Source organism: Pseudomonas sp. PS01298 (assembly GCF_029959745.1).
In the GTDB taxonomy this organism is placed as follows: Bacteria; Pseudomonadota; Gammaproteobacteria; order Pseudomonadales; family Pseudomonadaceae; genus Aquipseudomonas; species Aquipseudomonas aylmerensis.
On the sequence record NZ_JASCPP010000032.1, the window covers coordinates 38558 to 56750 of the forward strand.

General features: G+C 65.0%; 19 protein-coding genes. 3 read left to right on the forward strand and 16 right to left on the reverse strand.

What is annotated here, in order from left to right:
- Positions 1 to 2 precede the first annotated feature (2 nt).
- The 11 genes from QMX97_RS13785 to QMX97_RS13835 form a co-directional block, all read right to left on the reverse strand.
- On the reverse strand, positions 3 to 521 hold the full coding sequence (locus QMX97_RS13785) for a general secretion pathway protein GspN (protein WP_065903562.1): 519 nt from the start codon (positions 519 to 521) through the stop codon (positions 3 to 5).
- A complete protein-coding gene (gene gspM, locus QMX97_RS13790) occupies positions 518 to 1117 on the reverse strand; it encodes a type II secretion system protein GspM (protein WP_106803220.1) in 600 nt (199 codons plus the stop codon). Before gspM ends, QMX97_RS13785 begins: the two co-directional genes overlap by 4 nt.
- A complete protein-coding gene (locus QMX97_RS13795; RefSeq protein WP_282397079.1) occupies positions 1092 to 2084 on the reverse strand; it encodes a PilN domain-containing protein in 993 nt (330 codons plus the stop codon). Before QMX97_RS13795 ends, gspM begins: the two co-directional genes overlap by 26 nt.
- Positions 2081 to 2782 carry a general secretion pathway protein GspK gene (locus QMX97_RS13800; protein ID WP_120449158.1) on the reverse strand — a complete coding sequence of 234 codons (702 nt, stop codon included), beginning with the start codon at positions 2780 to 2782 and terminating at the stop codon, positions 2081 to 2083. The genes QMX97_RS13795 and QMX97_RS13800 overlap by 4 nt, the downstream gene beginning before the upstream one ends.
- Positions 2779 to 3387: a prepilin-type N-terminal cleavage/methylation domain-containing protein gene (locus tag QMX97_RS13805; protein ID WP_282397080.1), complete on the reverse strand. Its 609-nt coding sequence runs from the start codon at positions 3385 to 3387 to the stop codon at positions 2779 to 2781. Before QMX97_RS13805 ends, QMX97_RS13800 begins: the two co-directional genes overlap by 4 nt.
- On the reverse strand, positions 3384 to 3716 hold the full coding sequence (locus tag QMX97_RS13810) for a prepilin-type N-terminal cleavage/methylation domain-containing protein (RefSeq protein WP_282397081.1): 333 nt from the start codon (positions 3714 to 3716) through the stop codon (positions 3384 to 3386). Before QMX97_RS13810 ends, QMX97_RS13805 begins: the two co-directional genes overlap by 4 nt.
- Entirely contained in the window at positions 3713 to 4138 is a 426-nt protein-coding gene (locus QMX97_RS13815; protein WP_282397082.1) for a prepilin-type N-terminal cleavage/methylation domain-containing protein, read from the reverse strand. Before QMX97_RS13815 ends, QMX97_RS13810 begins: the two co-directional genes overlap by 4 nt.
- A 7-nt stretch (positions 4139 to 4145) precedes the next feature.
- A complete protein-coding gene (gene gspG, locus QMX97_RS13820; protein WP_106803214.1) occupies positions 4146 to 4556 on the reverse strand; it encodes a type II secretion system major pseudopilin GspG in 411 nt (136 codons plus the stop codon).
- Between the two features lie 20 nt (positions 4557 to 4576).
- Positions 4577 to 5773 (reverse strand): type II secretion system inner membrane protein GspF, encoded by a 1197-nt coding sequence (gene gspF, locus QMX97_RS13825; protein WP_282397083.1) that lies wholly within the window; start codon positions 5771 to 5773, stop codon positions 4577 to 4579.
- Positions 5770 to 7467: a type II secretion system ATPase GspE gene (gene gspE / locus QMX97_RS13830; protein ID WP_065903587.1), complete on the reverse strand. Its 1698-nt coding sequence runs from the start codon at positions 7465 to 7467 to the stop codon at positions 5770 to 5772. The genes gspF and gspE overlap by 4 nt, the downstream gene beginning before the upstream one ends.
- 264 nt (positions 7468 to 7731) lie before the next feature.
- Positions 7732 to 8772 carry a LacI family DNA-binding transcriptional regulator gene (locus tag QMX97_RS13835; RefSeq protein ID WP_282397084.1) on the reverse strand — a complete coding sequence of 347 codons (1041 nt, stop codon included), beginning with the start codon at positions 8770 to 8772 and terminating at the stop codon, positions 7732 to 7734.
- A 209-nt stretch (positions 8773 to 8981) separates the two neighbouring features.
- Here QMX97_RS13835 and QMX97_RS13840 point away from each other — a divergent pair, with 209 nt between their 5' ends.
- From QMX97_RS13840 to QMX97_RS13850, 3 genes are read left to right on the forward strand one after another with little or no spacing between them, the layout of a single operon-like run.
- Positions 8982 to 11165, forward strand: coding sequence for a TonB-dependent receptor (locus QMX97_RS13840; protein WP_282397085.1), 2184 nt, complete (start codon positions 8982 to 8984; stop codon positions 11163 to 11165).
- Positions 11166 to 11167: 2 nt separating this feature from the next.
- Entirely contained in the window at positions 11168 to 12499 is a 1332-nt protein-coding gene (locus QMX97_RS13845; RefSeq protein ID WP_282397086.1) for an LLM class flavin-dependent oxidoreductase, read from the forward strand.
- Positions 12496 to 13428, forward strand: a complete 933-nt coding sequence (locus QMX97_RS13850) for a sulfonate ABC transporter substrate-binding protein (RefSeq protein ID WP_282397087.1) — start codon at positions 12496 to 12498, stop codon at positions 13426 to 13428. Before QMX97_RS13845 ends, QMX97_RS13850 begins: the two co-directional genes overlap by 4 nt.
- A gap of 769 nt (positions 13429 to 14197) precedes the next feature.
- On the opposite strand, the gene fecE is transcribed toward QMX97_RS13850, so the two are convergent.
- The 5 genes from fecE to QMX97_RS13875 form a co-directional block, all read right to left on the reverse strand.
- The gene (gene fecE / locus QMX97_RS13855) at positions 14198 to 14986 is read right to left on the reverse strand and encodes a Fe(3+) dicitrate ABC transporter ATP-binding protein FecE (protein ID WP_065903609.1); all 789 of its coding nucleotides are present in this window, start codon (positions 14984 to 14986) and stop codon (positions 14198 to 14200) included.
- Between the two features lie 4 nt (positions 14987 to 14990).
- Entirely contained in the window at positions 14991 to 15959 is a 969-nt protein-coding gene (locus QMX97_RS13860; RefSeq protein WP_201145436.1) for an iron chelate uptake ABC transporter family permease subunit, read from the reverse strand.
- Positions 15956 to 16945, reverse strand: a complete 990-nt coding sequence (gene fecC, locus QMX97_RS13865; protein ID WP_120449169.1) for an iron-dicitrate ABC transporter permease FecC — start codon at positions 16943 to 16945, stop codon at positions 15956 to 15958. The genes QMX97_RS13860 and fecC overlap by 4 nt, the downstream gene beginning before the upstream one ends.
- A 2-nt stretch (positions 16946 to 16947) precedes the next feature.
- Positions 16948 to 17868 (reverse strand): Fe(3+) dicitrate ABC transporter substrate-binding protein FecB, encoded by a 921-nt coding sequence (locus QMX97_RS13870; protein WP_282397088.1) that lies wholly within the window; start codon positions 17866 to 17868, stop codon positions 16948 to 16950.
- Between the two features lie 30 nt (positions 17869 to 17898).
- Positions 17899 to 18193: hypothetical protein (locus QMX97_RS13875; protein WP_282397089.1), on the reverse strand; the 295-nt coding region annotated here is incomplete at its 5' end.

Consider the following 18193-nt stretch of genomic DNA (forward strand, 5'->3'; position numbering starts at 1 on the left):
GATCAAGGGAGGGGCTCGCGGGGAAGAGAAGTCGGTGGGCGGGAGGACGGCGGCGGCAAGCGCCTGGCGTAGAGGCTCAAGGTTTGCGTGCGGCCGTCCAGCACAAAACGGGCGTATTGCGGGGTCAGGTGTTCCAGGCGCCAGCCGTTGGGCAGGGTCTGCCCCAGGCGCACGGTCAACGCGCGGCCATCGGCCTGCTTGAGCATCGCCATTTGCAGGTTGCCGGTGATCATGATCCCGCTGAGGGTCAGGTTGGCCAGGCTCGACACCTGGGCCTTGCCGACCACGCGATCGGGGCTGCGATCGGGGCTGAACAGCGGCGCCTGCCAGGTGGCGGCGAGGCTTTCCAACGGCACGCTGGGCGCCACCTGCACCCTGGCCGAAGGATGGGCCCGCGCGGCGGGCTCGGGCAGCCACTGCGGCTCATCGCCGATGCTGCTGAGGATCACCGCCATCAACACGCCCAAGGCGGCAGCCAGGACCAGCAGTCCCCATTCGAGGGGGCGCAAGGCACTGATCATCGCGCCCCCTGCGGTTGCAGATAGCCGCGCACCAGCAGGTGCACCACCAGTTGGCCCGCGCCGCCACTGGCCGGGGCCTGCTGGGCACGGCGCACGCGCAGTGCATCGACGAACAGGAACGGCGGCTGGTATTCCAGCTCGTGCAGGATCGCCGTGAGCGGCTCGATAGCGCAGTTGAGGGTGAGGCTGACCTTGACCTGGCGATAGGGCTCGCCGTCGTCCTGCTCCGGGGTGATCGGCTGGCGCTGGGTCAGGCTGCAGCCGCCACCGAGGTTGGCGTGGCTGTTGATCAGGTCGGCGAGGCGCTGCATCAGGTCGGCGGCGACCACGTCGGGGTCATCCCCGGGCAACAGGCTGGTGCTGCTGGCCGGGTCCTGCCTGGCCTGCTCCAGTTGCTGGCGCAGGGAATCGCCCTGGCGCAGCACGCCGGCGTAGCGTTGCTGCTGCTCGCGCAGTTGCTCGGCCTGTTCGCCCATGGCGCGCAGGGGGCCGGCGAACCAGCTGTCGATCAGCAGCCAATAGGCCGCGCCGACCACCATGGCCAACAACAGCAAGGCCGCGCCGCGACGTTCACGGGGTGTGAGGGGTCGGCGCATCGGCGGCCTCCTGGCGTAGATGCGCGCGCAAGGCAAACTGGTCCTTGCCGGTGCGGGCATCGGGTTGAATCACCCCTTCGAACTGGGCGTTTTCGAGGCTGTGGCAGCCCTTGATCCGGGTAATCAGGGCGCTGGCCTTGGCGCTTTGCCCGGCGAACGAAATCTCGCCGTCCTTCACATCCAGCTGGTCGAGCCAAGTGTCGGCGGGCAGGCAGGTGGTCAAGTCATTGAGCAGCGCAGCCAGGGGCGGTTGCGCCAGTTTGCGCCGGGTCAGGTACTGCGCCGCACCACGCGTGGTGAGCAGTTGCTGGCGCAGCGCATGCACGTGCGCGACCTCGGTTTTTTGCTGCTGGACACTGGCGTGCATGGCGTCGAGCACGCGTTGGCGGTCGTTGAGCCACAGCAGCATAGCCGCAATCAGCAAGGCGCCGCACAGCCACGGCAGGCTGCGTTGCAAGCCCTTGCCCACCGGGCGTTGACGCGGTCGCAGCGGCGCCGGAAGCAGGTCGATGCCCAAGTTGGCCACGTCCACCCGATGGGGATGCAGGCCGAACGCTGCGCAGTCGATGAGGATCTGGTCCAGGCGCTCGCGCAGGATGGCGACCAATGTCACCTCAAGGTGGCTGGACGTGCGCCGTTCCTGGCGGACGACGAAGTACAGCTGTTCGGCTTCGAACGGCGTGTAGCGGTCCAGTTCATAGCCGACCACCGCGTTGAGGTTGCGCGCGGCTGCCAGCGGCAGTTGCACGGTTTGCAGCAACACCGCCTCGGGCGCGAGCATCAGCACCTGGCGCGTGCTATCCACGGCAACCGGCGCCGTCAGCGGCCACGGGTGGATCTGCTCCGGCGGTTCGCGCAGCACCAGCCAACGCGGCAGGCAACCACGCAGTTCCGCGAGCCACAGGCGCCAGCCTTGTTGCAGCAGGCTGCCACGCCAGTGTCGGGCGATGGGTTCGAGTCGATTCATTCTTGCCAACGCAGCACCCGGTAGGGTTGTGCGCTGTCCTCCGATGGGCTCAATAAAACCGTGACTTGCAGCCGGGCCTGATAGCCGCCGGGGCGCTGGGCGCGGCTGTCGACCACCAGCACTTCGCCCGGGTCGGCGCCCTCGGCGTCCGCATGTGGCAGGTTGAGTGCCTGGCGCATCAAGGGACTGGCGAAGGCCGGGTCGGGGCGATCGAGGTCGCTCCACAAGGTGATCTCGGGCAGCAGTTGGCTGTACAGCGCCTGGGTCATGCCGGGCAACTGGCGCACTTCTTCCAGCACCCGAAACGGCGCCAGGCCCTGGTTGCGTCGCGCCTCCAGCGCCTTGACCCACTGCCCGGCCTCGGCCGGACTGGCGCCGCAGGCCAGGGCCAGGTGCATGAGGTCCTGCGCCTCGGCGTTGATCAGGTAGAGCTTGCCGCGCTCGCTGCGCAGGTTCACCTGCACCTGCGCGTCATCAAAACTCAAGGCCCTGTCGCGGCCATCGGCGATCCAGTGTCGATCAGCCATGGCCATGGCGATGCCGGCTTCGGCGGCCAGTACGGTCTGGGTGTGCTGGCGCAGCCACAGGGCCTGGCGGCTTTCCAGTTGCACCCAGCCGGCCAGGCCGCCGAGCAACACGGCGAGCAAGGCCAGCACCCACAGCACCAGCAGCAGCGCGGCACCGCGCTGGCGCCTCATTCCTCGACGCTCCCGCTGGACAGGTTCAGGCGCAGGGCAATTACCTGGGTCACCCAGGGCACCGGTCCGTCGACATGCGCGGCGATACGCACCGCCGCCGGCAGGCGCCGGGGCCACGGCCAGGTGTCGATCCAACCAGTCGGTTGGCCCAGCGGGGATAGCCCGCGATAGCTCAATTGCAGCCTTTGCAGGTGGTCGAGCAGCACCTGCGGCTCATCACGCGCGACGGTGCTGGCCGATTCCAAGCGCGAAAACGCCACCTGCAATTGCTGCCCGGTCCTTTGCACCGTGAAGCGTTGAATGCCGCCGCCAAGCACACCGGGCAAGGTCGCCACAAACTGCAGGCGCTTGGGCGTACCGACAAAAAAGCCATCGGCCTGGCTGTCGTCCTCGGTCACGTCCAGGGGCAGCGCTTCGCTGATTGCCGTGCGCAAGAACTGCTGGGCGGCGCGCCTTTCATCCAGGCTGACCGTGTAGCGCTGGGCCTTGGCCACCGCGCGATTGGCGCCCAGCAATGCGCCACCCACCAGCACCAGCAACACGCTGAGCAAACTCAGGACCACAAGGATTTCCAGCAAGGTGAAGCCCTGCTCGCGGCGCGTCACAGGCGTGCCTTCAGGGTGCTGAAGTGCGCCTGGTGCTGGCCTTCGCGCACGCTCAGGTCGAGGCGAAACAGCTGCGGCTGCTGGCGGGTACGGGTCAGTTGCCAGTGGATGCCATCCAGTTCGCCCTGGCTGCGCCCTTCGACCAGGCGCCCGGCCGCTTCCTGGTCCAGCACGGTGAGCGCCACGTGGGTGAGCCGATCGCTGCGGGCGACGTGTGCCAACGAGCGCGCGCTCTGGCCGAACGCGACCAGCAGCACCGTGCTGCACACCGTCATCAGCGTCAACGCCGCGAGCATTTCGAGCAGGGTGAACCCTGCCTGGCGTTTCATCGCAGCACCCGGGACTGGACGCTGCCGGTCAGCCAGCCGATATCAATGCGCCAACGCCGACTGCCGTTGGCCAACACCAGATGGCCGCCGGTGGAACTGCCATCGGGGTAAAACTCGATGGCCGATCCCGCCTGTTCTGCCGTGTGCAAACTGACCTGCAACTCAGGCGGCCAGTGTTGCAGCGCACGGCCCGGTGCCTGGAAAGTCCTGCCCGGCAAATCGAATGCCGTGCGCGCTACCTGGCCGTCGACAATCGCCCCGGCCCGCGTGGTGCGCAGCGCATCGACCAGTTGCCCGACCACCCGCCGCTCCTGCGCCGCCTGCAGCCCCTGGCGCACCCCCAGCCCCAGCAGCCCGGCAGCGACGCCCAGCAGCAGGATCACCACCAGCATCTCCAGCAGGGTAAAGCCGCGCTGGGCCATCGCCGGGTTACTCCCAATTGCCCAGGTCGGCGCTGTAGCCGTCGCCGCCCGGTTGGCCGTCCTGGCCGTAGAAGATCAGGTCGAAAGCGCCGTGTTCACCGGGGAAGCGATAACCGAAGGCGTGGCCGAACGGGTCCTTGAGGTCCGACGGCTTGGCGTATGGCCCGGCCCAACTGGCCGCGTTGCCGGGCTTGTCCACCAACTGCTGCAGGTTGTTGGGCGGCGAGCCGACATCCAGGGCGTAGCTGTCGATTTTCATGCTCAGGCTCGCCAGCTGCGCCTTGCCCGCGCCGTATTTGCCCTTGTCCACATTGCCGCCGACCTGGCGTACCACAATGGTTGCAACGATGCCCAGCAGCACGATCACCGCGAGCATTTCCAGCAGGGTGAAACCGCGTTGGCGGCGTGAAGATTTCATCAGTCTGGCTCCTTGAAGGTTCATATATTGCTGGTCAGGCTCATCAGCGGCAGCATGATCGCCAACATGATCACCGCCACCAGCACGGCCATGACCACAGTCAGCGACGGCACCAGCGCGGCGAGCAGGCGGTCGATGCCACGCTTGGCCTCGACGTCGAAAATGTCGGCCACCTTGAGCAGCATGCTGTCCAGTTCACCGGCCTGTTCGCCGACCTCAATCATTTGCAGGGCCAGCTCCGGCAGCAGCGGTTGGCTGCCGAACGCGCTGGCCAGGGTGCCACCGCCTTTCACCGACTCCGCCGCCTGCGCCACCTGGGCCTGCAGCGCGCGATTGCTGCAGACCTGCCGCGCGATCACCAACGCTTGCAGCAGCGCCACGCCGTTGCTGAGCAAGGTGCCGAGGGTGCGCGCCAGACGCGCGGCTTCGACCCGCTGCAGCAGCGGACCGATCACGCGCAGGCCGAGCAGGCGCCGGTCGTGGCGTTGCCGGCGCAGGGGATCGCGCAGGCGCGCGGCGAGTGTCCAGGCCATCACGATCAATGCCGCCAACACCGCCAGGCCATAGCGACCGAGAAACTGGCCGAGCGCGAGAATCACCTCGGTGATCCATGGAATCGGCACGCCCAGGTCCTCGAAGATCGGCACGAATTGCGGCACCACGTACGCCAGCAGCAGCGCCAGGGAACCGAGCACGCCGACCACCAGGAACGCGGGATAGATCAGCGCATTGATCACTTCGCCCCTTAATAACTGGCTGCGCTCCAGGTAATCGCTGAGCTGGCGCAAGGTGCTTTCCAGCGCGCCGCCAGCTTCACCGGCACGCACCATGCTCAGGTACAGCGGGGAAAAGTTGTCGCCCTCTTGCGCAAGCGCCGCGGATAACGTCTGGCCTGCCTTGACCTGCTCGCGGATGCGTTCGATCAACGCGCGCACCGCGGGCGGGCCGGGCTGTTTGAGCAACAGGCCGAGGGCACGTTCCAGGGGCTGGCCGGCGCCCAACAGCGTGGCCAGTTGCTGGGTGAAATTCACCAGCGCTGCGCCCTTCAACGGCCCGCGCGTGTTGCGCAGCAGCCGGCTGCCCGCCGCTTCGATGTGCAGCAGCAACAAGCCGCGCTTGTGCAAGGCGGCGACGGCGGCAGCCTGATCGGCGGCATCCAACGTGCCGCTGTGCGTGGCACCCTGGCTGTCCAGGGCGCGGAATTTGAACAGGCTCACGCACCCTCTCCACGGGTGACGCGCAGTACTTCTTCCAGCGAGGTAATGCCCGCCAAGGCCTGGCGCAGGCCTTCTTCATGCAAGGTGCGCAGGCCGGCACGACGGGCGGCCTGCTCCAGAGTGTCGGCGTCGGCGTGGCGCATCAGCAGGCTGCGCAGCTCATCGTTCATCACCAACAGTTCGGTGATGGCGCTGCGGCCGTGATAACTGCCGCGGTAGAGCAGGATCGGGCGCTGTTCGGTCAGGCGGTCGAGGCCATGTTCCTCGACCAGTTCCGGCGGTGCTTCGAACGCCACGCGCGTGGCCGGGTCCAGCCGTCGCACCAGGCGCTGCGCCAGGATGCCGCTGACGGTCGAGGCGATCAGGTAACTTTCCACGCCCATGTCCAGCAGCCGCGTGATACTCGCGGCGGCGCTGTTGGTGTGCAGGGTGGACAGCACGAGGTGGCCAGTGAGGGAAGACTGGATAGCGATGCGGCAGGTTTCGAGGTCGCGGATCTCGCCGATCATGATCACGTCCGGGTCCTGGCGCACGATGGAGCGCAGCGCACCGGCGAAGTCCAGGCCGATGGCCGGCTTGACCTGGATCTGGTTGATGCCTTCGAGCTGGTACTCCACCGGGTCTTCCACGGTGATGATCTTGCGTTCGGTGGTGTTGAGCCGCGCCAACGCGGTGTACAGCGTGGTGGTCTTGCCCGAACCGGTGGGCCCGGTGACCAGCAGGATGCCGTGGGGCCGCTCCAGCAGATCGAGGAAGGCCGCCAGGCGCTGGCCGTCGAAGCCCAGGCTGGGGAAGTCGAACTGCACGGTTTGCCGGTCCAGCAGGCGCATCACCACCGACTCGCCGAAACTGGTGGGCACCGTGGAGACCCGCAGGTCCAGTTCCTTGCCCTGGATACGCAGCATGATCCGCCCGTCCTGGGGCAGGCGCCGCTCGGCGATGTCCAGGCGCGCCATGATTTTCACCCGCGAGATCACCGCCGCCGACGAACTGGCCGGCGGTGCCTCGGCGTCGTGCAGCACGCCGTCGATGCGGTAGCGCACCTTGAGCTGGTTTTCGAAGGGCTCGATATGGATATCCGAAGCGCGCTGTTCCACGGCGCGCTGCAGGATCAGGTTGACCAGGCGAATCACCGGCGCTTCGGAGGCCATGTCCTTGAGGTGTTCGATATCTTCCAGCGCGCCGCCCTGCTCATCGAGGTTCTCGATCAGCGTGCCCATGGCGGAACGCCCCTGGCCGTAATAGCGCTCGATCAGCGTGTCGACTTCAGTACGCGGGCCGATCGCCAGCCACACCGGCACCTGGCAGGCGTAGGCCAGGGCCTGGAACGGATAGGCCTGCGCCGGGTTGGCCGCGAGCACGCGCAGCCCGCCCTGGTTCCAGCCCATGGGCACCACCTGGTAGTGGCGCATGAAGCGCTCGGTGAGCGCCGGCAAAGGGTCGAGCAGCGGCGGCGCGGCATCCGCCAGCAGCAGCGGCGCACCGAGCAGGCCGGCCCAGGCACGCGCCAACTCGATTTCCGAGACCAGCCCCAGGCGCGTGAGCAGCCCCAGCAGGTCGCCGGCATCGGTGGACAAGCGTCGGGCACGCTCCAGGTCGACGGTTTTCAGCCCGGCGTGCTGCATCAGCCACGCGCACACTTGGTCGGTGTGCGGTATCTGCAGATGGCAGGCATCGATAGGCATGGACGACATAGTAGTGGGTGTCTGATTGCGAGAAAGTATGGCTATTTGGAACTACTGGGCATTAAAGGTAAAAGGCCATTAGTTCGCCACGCCGCAGTCGAAGTTAACCGGGGTTATCGACTGGAAGTTACAACGCTAGTTCCGGAAGCTCGGAAACAAACTGAAAAGAATAGCCAAGGACTGTCCCGGATTTCCGGTACAACCCTTGATTTAAAGCCTTCGTTACCTGCCGTCAGGATTTGGCTAATTGCAATTAGCCACGTGCTTAGTTATTCAGGCACTTTCGCGCTCGATCAAGCGACATTGCAAAAGATTCAAGCGCTGAACTTCCTCTTCAACCGGCAATACGCCCAAACTTTGCAGAACCCGCGTCGCTGCTAATACACCGATATCCAAGGCCGGCGGTTTGATCGTACTGAGGCTCGGCAACAACATTTCGGCAAACGGATAATCGCCAAACCCCAGCACCGCGCAGTCCTGCGGGATCTTCACGCCGGCACGCTGCCCGGCCAACAGGCCGCCGGCGGCCAGGTTGTCATTGGCGAAGAAGATCGCGTCGGGCGGTGTCGCATGGCCCATCAGGGTTTCCATCGCCTGCTTGCCCGCTTCAAAGGGCGCGCGGTCAGCGTCGGGGGCGAATACCCAGGGGTCGACGCCCAACGCCGTCAGCGTCGCGGCGAACCCGTCTCGCCGTTCCAACGCGCTGAAGTCGCCCGGGGCGCTGTTCTGCACGAAGGCGATGCGCCGATAGCCCTGGCCATGCAGGTAGCGCGCGGCCGTGACGCCCACGTCGTAGTGGGAAAAGCCGATCTGCAACGGCTCGCGCTCGGGCACGTAGTCCCAGGTTTCCACCACCGGGATATCGACGTCGGCGATCATCTTTTCGGTGCCCGCGCTGTGGAAGCGACTGGTCAGCACCAGCGCCGCCGGCGACCAGCCGAGGAAGGCGCGCACCGCGCTTTCTTCCTGTTCGGCGCTGAAGTAACTGGACGCCAGCAACAGCTGGTAGCCGTGGCGGCTGAGCGTGTCGCTGAAACCCTGGATGGTATTGGCGAAGATCGGCCCCGAGATGTTCGGGATCACCATCGCCACGATCCGCCCTCGCGCCGAGGCCAGCCCGCCGGCCACCAGGTTGGGCACATAGCCGAGTTCGGCGACTACCGCGGCGATGCGCTCGCGACGCTCGGGCGAGACCTGTTCCGGCTGGTTGAAATAGCGCGACACGGTAATCGCCGATACCCCGGCCTGGCGCGCCACGGTGTTCAAGGTAACGCGCCCGGCGCCACGGCGTTTGCGCGGTTTGTCTTCGCTCACGGGATAATCCTGTTAAAAACAAAAAAGAATATAGGGCTAATTTTTTAGTATTTGACGCTCTAAACCAGACCTACCAATAATGCCGATGTTAGCGCTAACAAAGCGCGTTGTCTGCTACTCGCTCGAGCGAATGCCCAAGACAGTTTCACAGGCGCTGACGGTCGCAAGAACCGCAGCGGTTCAGGGCATTTCTTTCGAGCGGACACAGCATGCACAGGCACACTCACTTGTTTTTACTCGCCGGTTTGACGGCCCTCCCCGTAACCGGCGCCTTTGCCGCCGACGAGGCGGAACCGACGCTCAAGTCCGTCACGGTCACGGCCACCCGCCGCGAAGAGTCGCTGCAAAAAGTCCCGGTGGCGGTCTCCGTCCTGGACGGCGAGCAACTGGAGCGCGACAACCGCAACGGCGTGGCGAGCATCGCACAACAAGTGCCGTCACTGAACTTCCGCACCGGCGCATCGAACAAGGACACGTCGCTGTTCGTGCGCGGCGTCGGCACCATTTCCACCTCCCCTGGCGTCGAGCCGACCGTGGCCACCGTAGTCGACGGCGTGGTCTACGCGCGTCCTGGCCAGGCCACCCTCGACCTGCTCGACCTGGAGCGCATCGAAGTGCTGCGCGGCCCGCAAGGCACGCTGTTCGGCAAGAACGCCTCGGCCGGCGTGCTGAACATCACCAGCAAGGCGCCGACGGCCGAAACCCATGGCTATATCGACCAGTCCTACTACAGCGGCAATGAAAGCCGTACCCGCTTCGGTATCGGCGGCAGCCTGGTGCCGGACGTGCTCAAGGGCTCGATCAGCACGTTGTTCGGCAGCTACGATGGCAACGTCGACAACCAACACAATGGCCAGGAGGTCAACGGCTACAACCACAAGGGCATTCGCGGCAAACTGGAATTCACCCCGAATGACGACGTGAAACTGACCCTGATCGCCGACTACATGCAGTCCCACGACGATGCGCCGAATGGCGTGGTGAGCAAGTCTCTGACCCCGGCCTTCGCCAATGCGTTGAACCCGGTGCGCGCCTCCAGCGACAACCGTGATATCAACACCGACACCCGCAGCCATGTGGAAGACACCAACAAGGGTTTGTCTGCGCAACTGGACTGGAACCTGGGCGACTACACCCTGACCTCGATCACCGCTTGGCGCGGCTGGGACAACACCCAGTACCAGGATGGCGACCGCCTCGGCAGCGTCACAGCCGCGTTCCCCGGCACCGCCGACAAAGGCGAGCTGGCCTTCGACCAATACTCCCAGGAACTGCGCCTGGCCTCGCCCAAAGGTGAATTCCTGGAGTACGTCGGCGGCCTGTTCTACATGCACGGCAAAGACAAAGAGACCTACCAGCGCACGCTGACGACCACCACACGCACCGACCGCGGGATCGCCGACTACAGCACCACCAGCGACAGCTACGCGGTATTCGGCGAGACCACGCTGAATTTCACCTCGCGCTTTCGCGGCATCGCCGGCCTGCGCTATACCCACGACGACCTGAAATACGATCACCGTCGCACCTCCACCTCGGCCACCCTGGTCAGCGGGATTCAACCGGCCACCTCGAGTTCCGGCTCGGTGGATGAGGATGGCTGGTCCGGGCGCCTCGGCGTGCAGTACGACATCACCGACAACATCACCAGCTACCTCACCTACTCGCGCGGCTACAAAGGCCCGGCGTACAACGTGTTCTTCAACATGCTGGCGCGTGACACCGACGCGCTCAAGCCGGAAACCTCCAACACCTGGGAAGCCGGGATCAAGGCCACCGCCTGGAACAACCGCCTGACCACCAACCTGGCGGTGTTCCACAGCGATTACGACAACTACCAGGCCAACTTTTTCGACACGGTCGCCGGGCAGGTCGTCACGCGACTGATCAACGCCGGCAGCGTCAGCACCGAGGGCGTCGAACTGGATTACGCCTTGCAGGCCACCCAACAGCTGAAATTCTCGGGTGCCCTGGCCTACACCCGTGCACGCATCGATGAATTCGCCTGCCCGGCGGGCGCGGCGGCCACCTGTAATGTCAATGGCAAGCCGCTGCCGTACAGCCCGGACTGGAAAAGCTACGTGCGCGCCGACTACACAATCCCGCTGGATAACGGCCTGGACATCGAACTGGGCACCGATTACAGCTGGCAGAGCGAAGTGCAGTACGACATCAGCCAGAATGTCGACACCAAGCAAGGCGCCTACGGCATCTGGAACGCCAGCGTGGCCCTGGCCGACTACAGCAACGGCTGGCGCGTGGCATTCCTGGCCAAGAACCTTGCCGACAAGTCCTACTCACCGCTGCTGGCCACCGGCGGCAACTACATCTACCGCGCCGTGCCCCGTGACGATGAACGTTACTTCGGCGTGCAACTGCGCAAGGATTTCTAAGCATGAGCCGTCAACTGAAACTCGGCGCCTTCCTGATGGCCACCGGGCACCATGTCGCCGCCTGGCGCCACCCGGACGTGCCGGCGAATGCCGGGCTGGATTTCGCCCAGTACAAACACCTGGCGCGCGTTGCCGAGGCGGCGAAGTTCGATGCGCTGTTCGTGGCAGACAGCATCGCTGCCGCCACCGGTGAGGTCGCCAGCCATATGGCGCGCTCGGACCATTTCGAACCGCTGACGTTGCTCTCGGCGTTGAGTGCAGTGACGGAGCATATCGGCCTGATCGCCACGGCGACCACCAGCTATAACGAGCCTTACCATGTGGCACGTAAATTCGCCTCGCTGGATCACTTGTCCGGCGGGCGCGCCGGCTGGAACCTGGTGACCTCGGACAACGCCGCCGAAGCGCAGAACTTCGGGCGCGAGGAACACCTGGGCCATGCTGAGCGCTACAGCCGCGCGCGCGAGTTTCACCAAGTGGTCACCGGCCTGTGGGACAGCTGGGAAGACGATGCCTTTGTGCGCGACAAAGCCAGTGGCACCTATTACGACCCGAGCAAGCGGCATGTGCTGGAGCATGTCGGCGAACACTTCCGGGTCAAGGGCCCGTTGAATGTGGCGCGCTCGCCCCAGGGCCAGCCGGTGATCGTGCAGGCCGGCTCTTCCGAAGCGGGCCGCGAGCTGGCCGCGCAGACCGCCGAGGTGGTGTTTACCGCGCAGACGTCGCTGGCGAATGCCCAGGCGTTCTATGCCGACCTCAAGGCGCGTTTGAGCCGGTATGGACGTGAGGCGGACGCGCTGAAAATCATGCCCGGCGTGTTTGTGGTGGTCGGGCAGACCGAGGCCGAGGCGCAGGCCAAATTCGCCGCGTTCCAGGCGCTGGTTGAACCTGAAGTGGGCGTCGCGTTGCTGGGGCGCATGCTGGGCAATTTCGACCTGTCCGGCTACCCGCTGGACGGGCCGTTGCCGGCGCTGCCGGTGACCGACAGCGGGCAGCGCAGCCGCCAGCAGCTGTTGAGCGAACTGGCCGAACGCGAGCATCTGACACTGGCACAACTGGGCCGGCGAATTGCCGGCGGTCGCGGGCATTACAGCCTGATCGGCACACCCACGCAGATCGCCGACGAGCTGCAGCGCTGGTTCGAACAGGGTGCAGCGGATGGTTTTAATATCCTCGTGCCGCATCTGCCCGGGGGGCTGGAAGACTTTGCCCGCGAGGTGGTGCCCGAGCTGCAACGGCGCGGCCTGTTTCGCACCGAATACAGCGGCTCGACCTTGCGCGAAAACCTCGGTTTGGCGCGTCCGCAAAATCGCTTCAAGGAGGTTCAGGCATGAGGATTGCCGCGTTATTGCTCAGCCTGCTGGCGGTTACGCAAACCGCGTTGGCGGCTGCACCCGACACTTTGCGCATCGGCTATCAGAAAGGCTCGATTGCCCTGGTGCTGGCCAAGGAACATGGCTTGCTCGAACAGCGCTTTCCGCAGACGACGGTGAAGTGGATCGAATTCCCCGCCGGCCCGCAGATGCTCGAAGCGCTCAACGTCGGTGCGCTGGACGTGGGCTCGACCGGCGACATCCCGCCGCTGTTCGCCCAGGCCGCCGGTGCCGACCTGGTCTACATCGGCGCCGAACCCGCCAAGCCCAGTGCCGAAACCATTCTGGTGCGCAACGACAGTCCGCTGCATTCAGTGGCGGACCTGAAGGGCAAGAAAGTCGCGTTCCAGAAAGGCTCCAGCTCCCATAACCTGATCCTGCGTGCCCTGAATAAAGCCGGCCTGAGCTACAAGGATATCCAGCCGGTGTACCTGTCCCCCGCTGACGCGCGCGCGGCGTTCGAACAAGGCAGCGTGGATGCCTGGGCGATCTGGGAACCCTACTCGTCACTCGCCTTGAGCCAGAGCCCCAGCCATGTGCTGGCGAACGGCGAAGGCCTGGGCCTGTCGGGGCCGGTGTATACCGCGCGGCGCGAATATGCGAAGGCCAACGGCGGCTTTATCCATGATCTATTGGATGAACTCAGCAGCGCCGAAGCCCTCACCCGCAGCCAGCGCGAAGACAGCCTGCGCGTGCTGACACAGTTCATGGGCCTGTCCCGCGAAGTGATCGCACGCTACATGGATAACCGCCCGCCTTCGCCGATCTTGCCGATTGATGAGGGGATCATTAACGCGCAGCAGGCGACGGCAGATTTGTTCTATCAGAACCACCTGCTGCCCAAGGCGATTGAAGTAAAGAAGGCAGCGTGGAGTGTTGACGCTCGCTGATAGCAGTACCGCGGAGATGCCCATGAAGGCGGTGGGTCAGTTGACCTTGTATCGACGGATAGCCTGCCATCGCAGGCAAGCCAGCTCCCACAGGTTGCGCGGTGCCCTAAGCCACAATACAAAACCCAATGTGGGAGCTGGCTTGCCTGCGATAGCGGTCGGTCAGCCACTGCATGAGGTGACTGATATACCGCCTTCGCGAGCAAGCCCGCTCCCACAGTTTTGATCGCCGTCCGGGTTTGGATTCGGGGTGTTTCGCCCACATTCGCGCCGACGATACGACCCGGTTCGAACTTGAAATACAACCCAAATGTGGGAGCTGGCTTGCCTGCGAAGGCGGTGGGTCAGCCACTGCATGAGGTGACTGGTACACAGCCTTCGCGAGCAAGCCCGCTCCCACAGTTTTGATCGTCGTCCGGGTTTGGATTCGGGATGTTTCGCCAATATTCGCGCCGACGATACGACCCGATTCGAACTTGAAATACAACCCAAATGTGGGAGCTGGCTTGCCTGCAATAGCTGTCGGTCAGCCACTGCATGAGGTGACTGATACACCGCCTTCGCGAGCAAGCCCGCTCCCACAGTTTTGATCATCGTCCGGGTTTGGATTCGAGGTGTTTCGCCAACATTCGCGCCGACGGTACGACCCGGTTCGAACTTGAAATACAACCCAAATGTGGGAGCTGGCTTGCCTGCGATAACGGTGGATCAGCCACTGCATGAGGTGACTGACACACCGCCTTCGCGAGCAAGCCCGCTCCCACATTTACTAACCGAGCCGGGTGCTCTTCTCGACCAGGCACATGGGCGTGCCCGCCACCGGTTCCTGCATGATCTGCACTTGCACTTCAAACACCTGGCGCATCAACTCGGCACTGATCACTTGCTCCGGCGCGCCATCGGCCACCAGCTTGCCGCCGTGCATCACCGCCAGGTGATCGGCGTAGCGGCAGGCCTGGTTGATGTCGTGGAGCACGGTGATCACCGTCTTGCCTTCGGCGGCGAGTTCGCCCATCAGGTCGAGCAGTTCGACCTGGTGGCTGATGTCGAGGTAGGTGGTGGGTTCGTCGAGCAGCACCACGGGCGCGTTCTGCGCCAGCACCATGGCCAGCCAGGCACGTTGGCGCTGGCCGCCGGACAGGTCGGCCAGGGCACGGTCGGCCAGGTTATCCAGTTCCAGGCGCTGCATGGCCTGGGTCACATGAGACTGGTCGTTGCCGCTCAGGCGCCCCCACAGTGAGTTGTGCGGGCTGCGGCCGTAGGCGATCAGCTGGCGCACGCTGACGCCCTCCGGCACCGGCAACACCTGGGGCAGAAAGGCGACCTGTCGCGCCAGTTGGCGGGCAGACAGGCTCGCATAGGCCTGGCCATCCAAGGTCAACTCACCCTGGGTCGGCTTGAGAATGCGCGCAAATGCCTTGAGCAAGGTGGACTTGCCGCAGCCGTTGGGGCCGATCAACGCGGTGACCTTGCCCACCGGCGGCGCGAACGACAGGCCCTGCACGATGCGCGTCGCGCCATAACCGATATCGAGCTGTCGTGCGTGGAGAATACTCATGTGGTCAGCCCTTGAACCGTGCCAGCAACCAAAGAAAATACGGCGCGCCAATCACCGCCGTGAGTACCCCAGCAGGGATTTCGCTGGGCGCAATCAAGCTGCGCCCGAGGGTGTCGGCGAGCACCAGCAGCAGCGCGCCGATCAGCATCGCCGCCGGCAGCAAATAGTGGTGATGCCCGCCCACCAGGCGCCGCGCCATGTGGGGTGCGACCAGGCCGATAAACCCGATCGGGCCGATCACGCCCACCCCCAGGCTAGTGAGCAGCACCGCGCAAGCCATTGCCAGCCAGCGCGTGCGGCCAAGTGCGGTGCCCAGGCTGTGGGCGGCTTCATCGCCCAGGGCGATCAGGTTCAGCGGCTTGGCCAGGCACAAACCCAGCGGGATCAGCACCAGGAACGGCAGCACCAGCGCCACATGGTGCCAGTTGCGGCTCCACAGACTGCCGGTCAGCGCGAGCAAGGCGGTGTTGATATCCAGCGGATGGGACAGGATCAGAAACTCGGTGACGCTGGACAGGGTCACCGCAATCGCCACCCCGGACAGCGCAAAGCGCACCCCGGAAAAACTCACGCCGGTGTTGTACAGCGCCAGCAGCAACGCGCCGCCGGCACCGCCCAGGCACGCCACCAGCGGCAGCCAGGCGATCGGCAGGTGCGGCCAGCCGATGATCGCCACGGTCAGCGCCAATCCCGCGCCTTGGGTCACGCCGAGGATTTCCGGCGAGGCCAGCGGGTTGCGAATCACCCCCTGCACAATCGCCCCGGCCAGGCCGAATGCGCAGCCTGCGAGGATCGCGATCAGGCTGCGTGGCAGGCGGTGGTTCCACACTTCAAAGTCGAGCGCGTCATGGGCCAGCAGGCGGTCCAGCACGGTCTCCGGCGCGAGCCACACGGTGCCCGCGCTGAGGCTGACAAAGGTCGCCAGCACCAACAAACCGAGCAACAGCCAGAGGCGCAATCGTGGCTGGGTCATAGGGCACGCCTGGCGAGAAAGAGGAAGAACGGTGCACCAATCAACGCGGTGACCACCCCGGCCGGGGTTTCCACCGGGAAGGCCACGGCGCGGCTGAGCAGGTCGGCGCCCAGCACGATCACCGCACCCAACGCCGCGCTCAGCGGGATCAGCCAGCGGTAATCGTTGCCGAGAAACTGGCGAAGGATATTCGGCGCGATCAGCCCGACAAAACCAATCGGCCCCACCGCGCAAACACTAGCGCCCACCAGCAACAGGCTGGCGACAAACACCTGCAGGCGCAGGCTGGCGATGCCCACGCCCAACGAGCGCGCGGCGTCTTCGCCGAGGTTGATCAGGTTCAAGCGCGGCGCGCACCACAGCGCCCACAGGCCGCCGATCAAGGTGCACGGCCAAAGCAATTGCACCTGCGCCGCACCGACGTTGGCCAGGGAACCGGCCAGCCAGTTCAACACGCTTTGCGCCTGGGCCTCGACCAGGATCACAGTGAGGCGGGTTAAGGCAGCACACAGGGCTGCGACGGCAACGCCCGCCAATACCAGGCGCCCCTGGGCCGTGGTCGGCGACCAGGCACCGCCGAGGCTGAACACCGTGATCCAGGCCAGTGCGCCGCCCAGGCAGGTCATCAGCAAGGCGCCACCGGCGAACGGCAACGCGACCAACCCGGTGGAAAACAACGCAAGCCCCAACGCCGCCCCCGCCGTCACGCCGAACAACGAAGGCGATGCCAGGCGGTTGCGGGTGATGCCTTGCATCAGTGCCCCGGCCAGGCCCAGGCAAGCCCCCACCAACGCCGCGCACACCGCTCGCGGCACACGCAACTGAGCTACGATATAGGCCATGTTGCCGCCGACACGGCCCTGATGAACCAGGCCGTTCCAGGCATCCGCCGCCGTCAGGGTGAACGGTGACCAGCTGTACAACGACAGCCAGAACAACCCGGCGCCGAGCAGCAGAATGCCGGCTGCCGCCACACTGCGCGCCATGCTTATTGGCTCAGTACGGCTTTACCGCCCTTGAGAATCGCCAACGCGTCTTCGGCAATCTGCTCCGACGCCAGCACCCCACGGTTACGCGCCCAGCTGTCGCCATTTACTTCGGCCACCTGCTGGTGACGTACGGCGCCGAGCACTTGCCACAGCGGCTGCTTGCTCCAGCTGTCGACGATGCTCGGGCGGCGGTAATGGCCGACCAGCAACCAACCCGGGTCGAGGGCGAGGAGTTGCTCCAGGCTGACGAACTCGGTCGGCGCCGCATTCGCGCGTACCGCTGGCACCTTCAGGCCGATGGCCTGCAGCACGCTGCCCGCGTAGGAGTCCGGGCCGTGCACCGAGAAGCTGTCTTCCCGCGCGACACCAAACAATACGTTGGTACCGGCAGGGATCTGCGCGGCGATTTTTTTCAGGTTGTCGCGGTTCTGCGCGATACGCGCTTGCATCTGCGGGCCTTTGCCGAGGGCCTTGCCGATCAGTTCGGCGGACTTGAGGCTACCCTGGTAATCCTCGCCGCGCGAGGGCAGCAACAGGGTCGGCGCAATGCTTGCCAAGTCGCTGTACAGCGCTTGATGACGGTTAAGGTCGGCAACGATCAAGTCCGGCTTGAGCCGGGCGATTTCCTCGATGCTCGGCTGCGAACGCAGGCCTACGGACTGCCACTGGCCGATGGCTTGGCGCACCCTTGGCAGCACACGGTTGGCGTCGCCATCGTCAGCGGCGCCAACGGGTGTGACGTCGACGGCGGCCAGGCTGTCGAGAAAGGAGAACTCCAGCACCACCACGCGCTTGGGCGCATCCGGCAGATGCACGGCGTGCTGGCCGTCATTGAGGTCGATGGGCGCAGCGCTTAATACGCTTGAAGAAAACGCCAGGAGGCAGGCGGCAAGGGTCGGGATGGAGCGCAGCATTCGCATGACAAGTACCTCGGCGTTAAAACACCCCGGCTAGACAGGCTGGGGAAAACGGCGGGTACTATTCCATATCGGCGCGGCGTGATCAAAAAACATTCTCATTTCCACCCTGGCGAGGAGCTTGCTGTGCTGAGCAAGCCTGTTGGGGTCAGCAAATTTATTGTGGTGAGTACGTTTGTTGGAGTCAGCAAATTTATGGTGGTGAGCACGCTCCTGTGGCGAGCGGGCTTGCCCCGCGTTGGGCTGCGTAGCAGCCCCAAAACAGATCAGCATGGAATGCCTGGCACACCGCATTTTGCTTGAAAGGGGCTGCTGCGCAGCCCAACGC

Coding starts and splice junctions, on each gene's coding strand:
- QMX97_RS13850 (WP_282397087.1), top strand. CDS start 12,496: ATGAGGATTGCCGCGTTATTGCTCAGCCTGCTGGCGGTTACGCAAACC.
- QMX97_RS13800 (WP_120449158.1), bottom strand. CDS start 2,782: ATGAGGCGCCAGCGCGGTGCCGCGCTGCTGCTGGTGCTGTGGGTGCTG.
- QMX97_RS13870 (WP_282397088.1), bottom strand. CDS start 17,868: ATGCGAATGCTGCGCTCCATCCCGACCCTTGCCGCCTGCCTCCTGGCG.
- gspM (WP_106803220.1), bottom strand. CDS start 1,117: ATGCGCCGACCCCTCACACCCCGTGAACGTCGCGGCGCGGCCTTGCTG.
- fecE (WP_065903609.1), bottom strand. CDS start 14,986: ATGAGTATTCTCCACGCACGACAGCTCGATATCGGTTATGGCGCGACG.
- QMX97_RS13815 (WP_282397082.1), bottom strand. CDS start 4,138: ATGGCCCAGCGCGGCTTTACCCTGCTGGAGATGCTGGTGGTGATCCTG.
- gspG (WP_106803214.1), bottom strand. CDS start 4,556: ATGAAATCTTCACGCCGCCAACGCGGTTTCACCCTGCTGGAAATGCTC.
- QMX97_RS13860 (WP_201145436.1), bottom strand. CDS start 15,959: ATGACCCAGCCACGATTGCGCCTCTGGCTGTTGCTCGGTTTGTTGGTG.
- QMX97_RS13840 (WP_282397085.1), top strand. CDS start 8,982: ATGCACAGGCACACTCACTTGTTTTTACTCGCCGGTTTGACGGCCCTC.
- QMX97_RS13845 (WP_282397086.1), top strand. CDS start 11,168: ATGAGCCGTCAACTGAAACTCGGCGCCTTCCTGATGGCCACCGGGCAC.
- gspE (WP_065903587.1), bottom strand. CDS start 7,467: ATGTCGTCCATGCCTATCGATGCCTGCCATCTGCAGATACCGCACACC.
- QMX97_RS13810 (WP_282397081.1), bottom strand. CDS start 3,716: ATGAAACGCCAGGCAGGGTTCACCCTGCTCGAAATGCTCGCGGCGTTG.
- QMX97_RS13795 (WP_282397079.1), bottom strand. CDS start 2,084: ATGAATCGACTCGAACCCATCGCCCGACACTGGCGTGGCAGCCTGCTG.
- QMX97_RS13785 (WP_065903562.1), bottom strand. CDS start 521: ATGATCAGTGCCTTGCGCCCCCTCGAATGGGGACTGCTGGTCCTGGCT.
- fecC (WP_120449169.1), bottom strand. CDS start 16,945: ATGGCGCGCAGTGTGGCGGCAGCCGGCATTCTGCTGCTCGGCGCCGGG.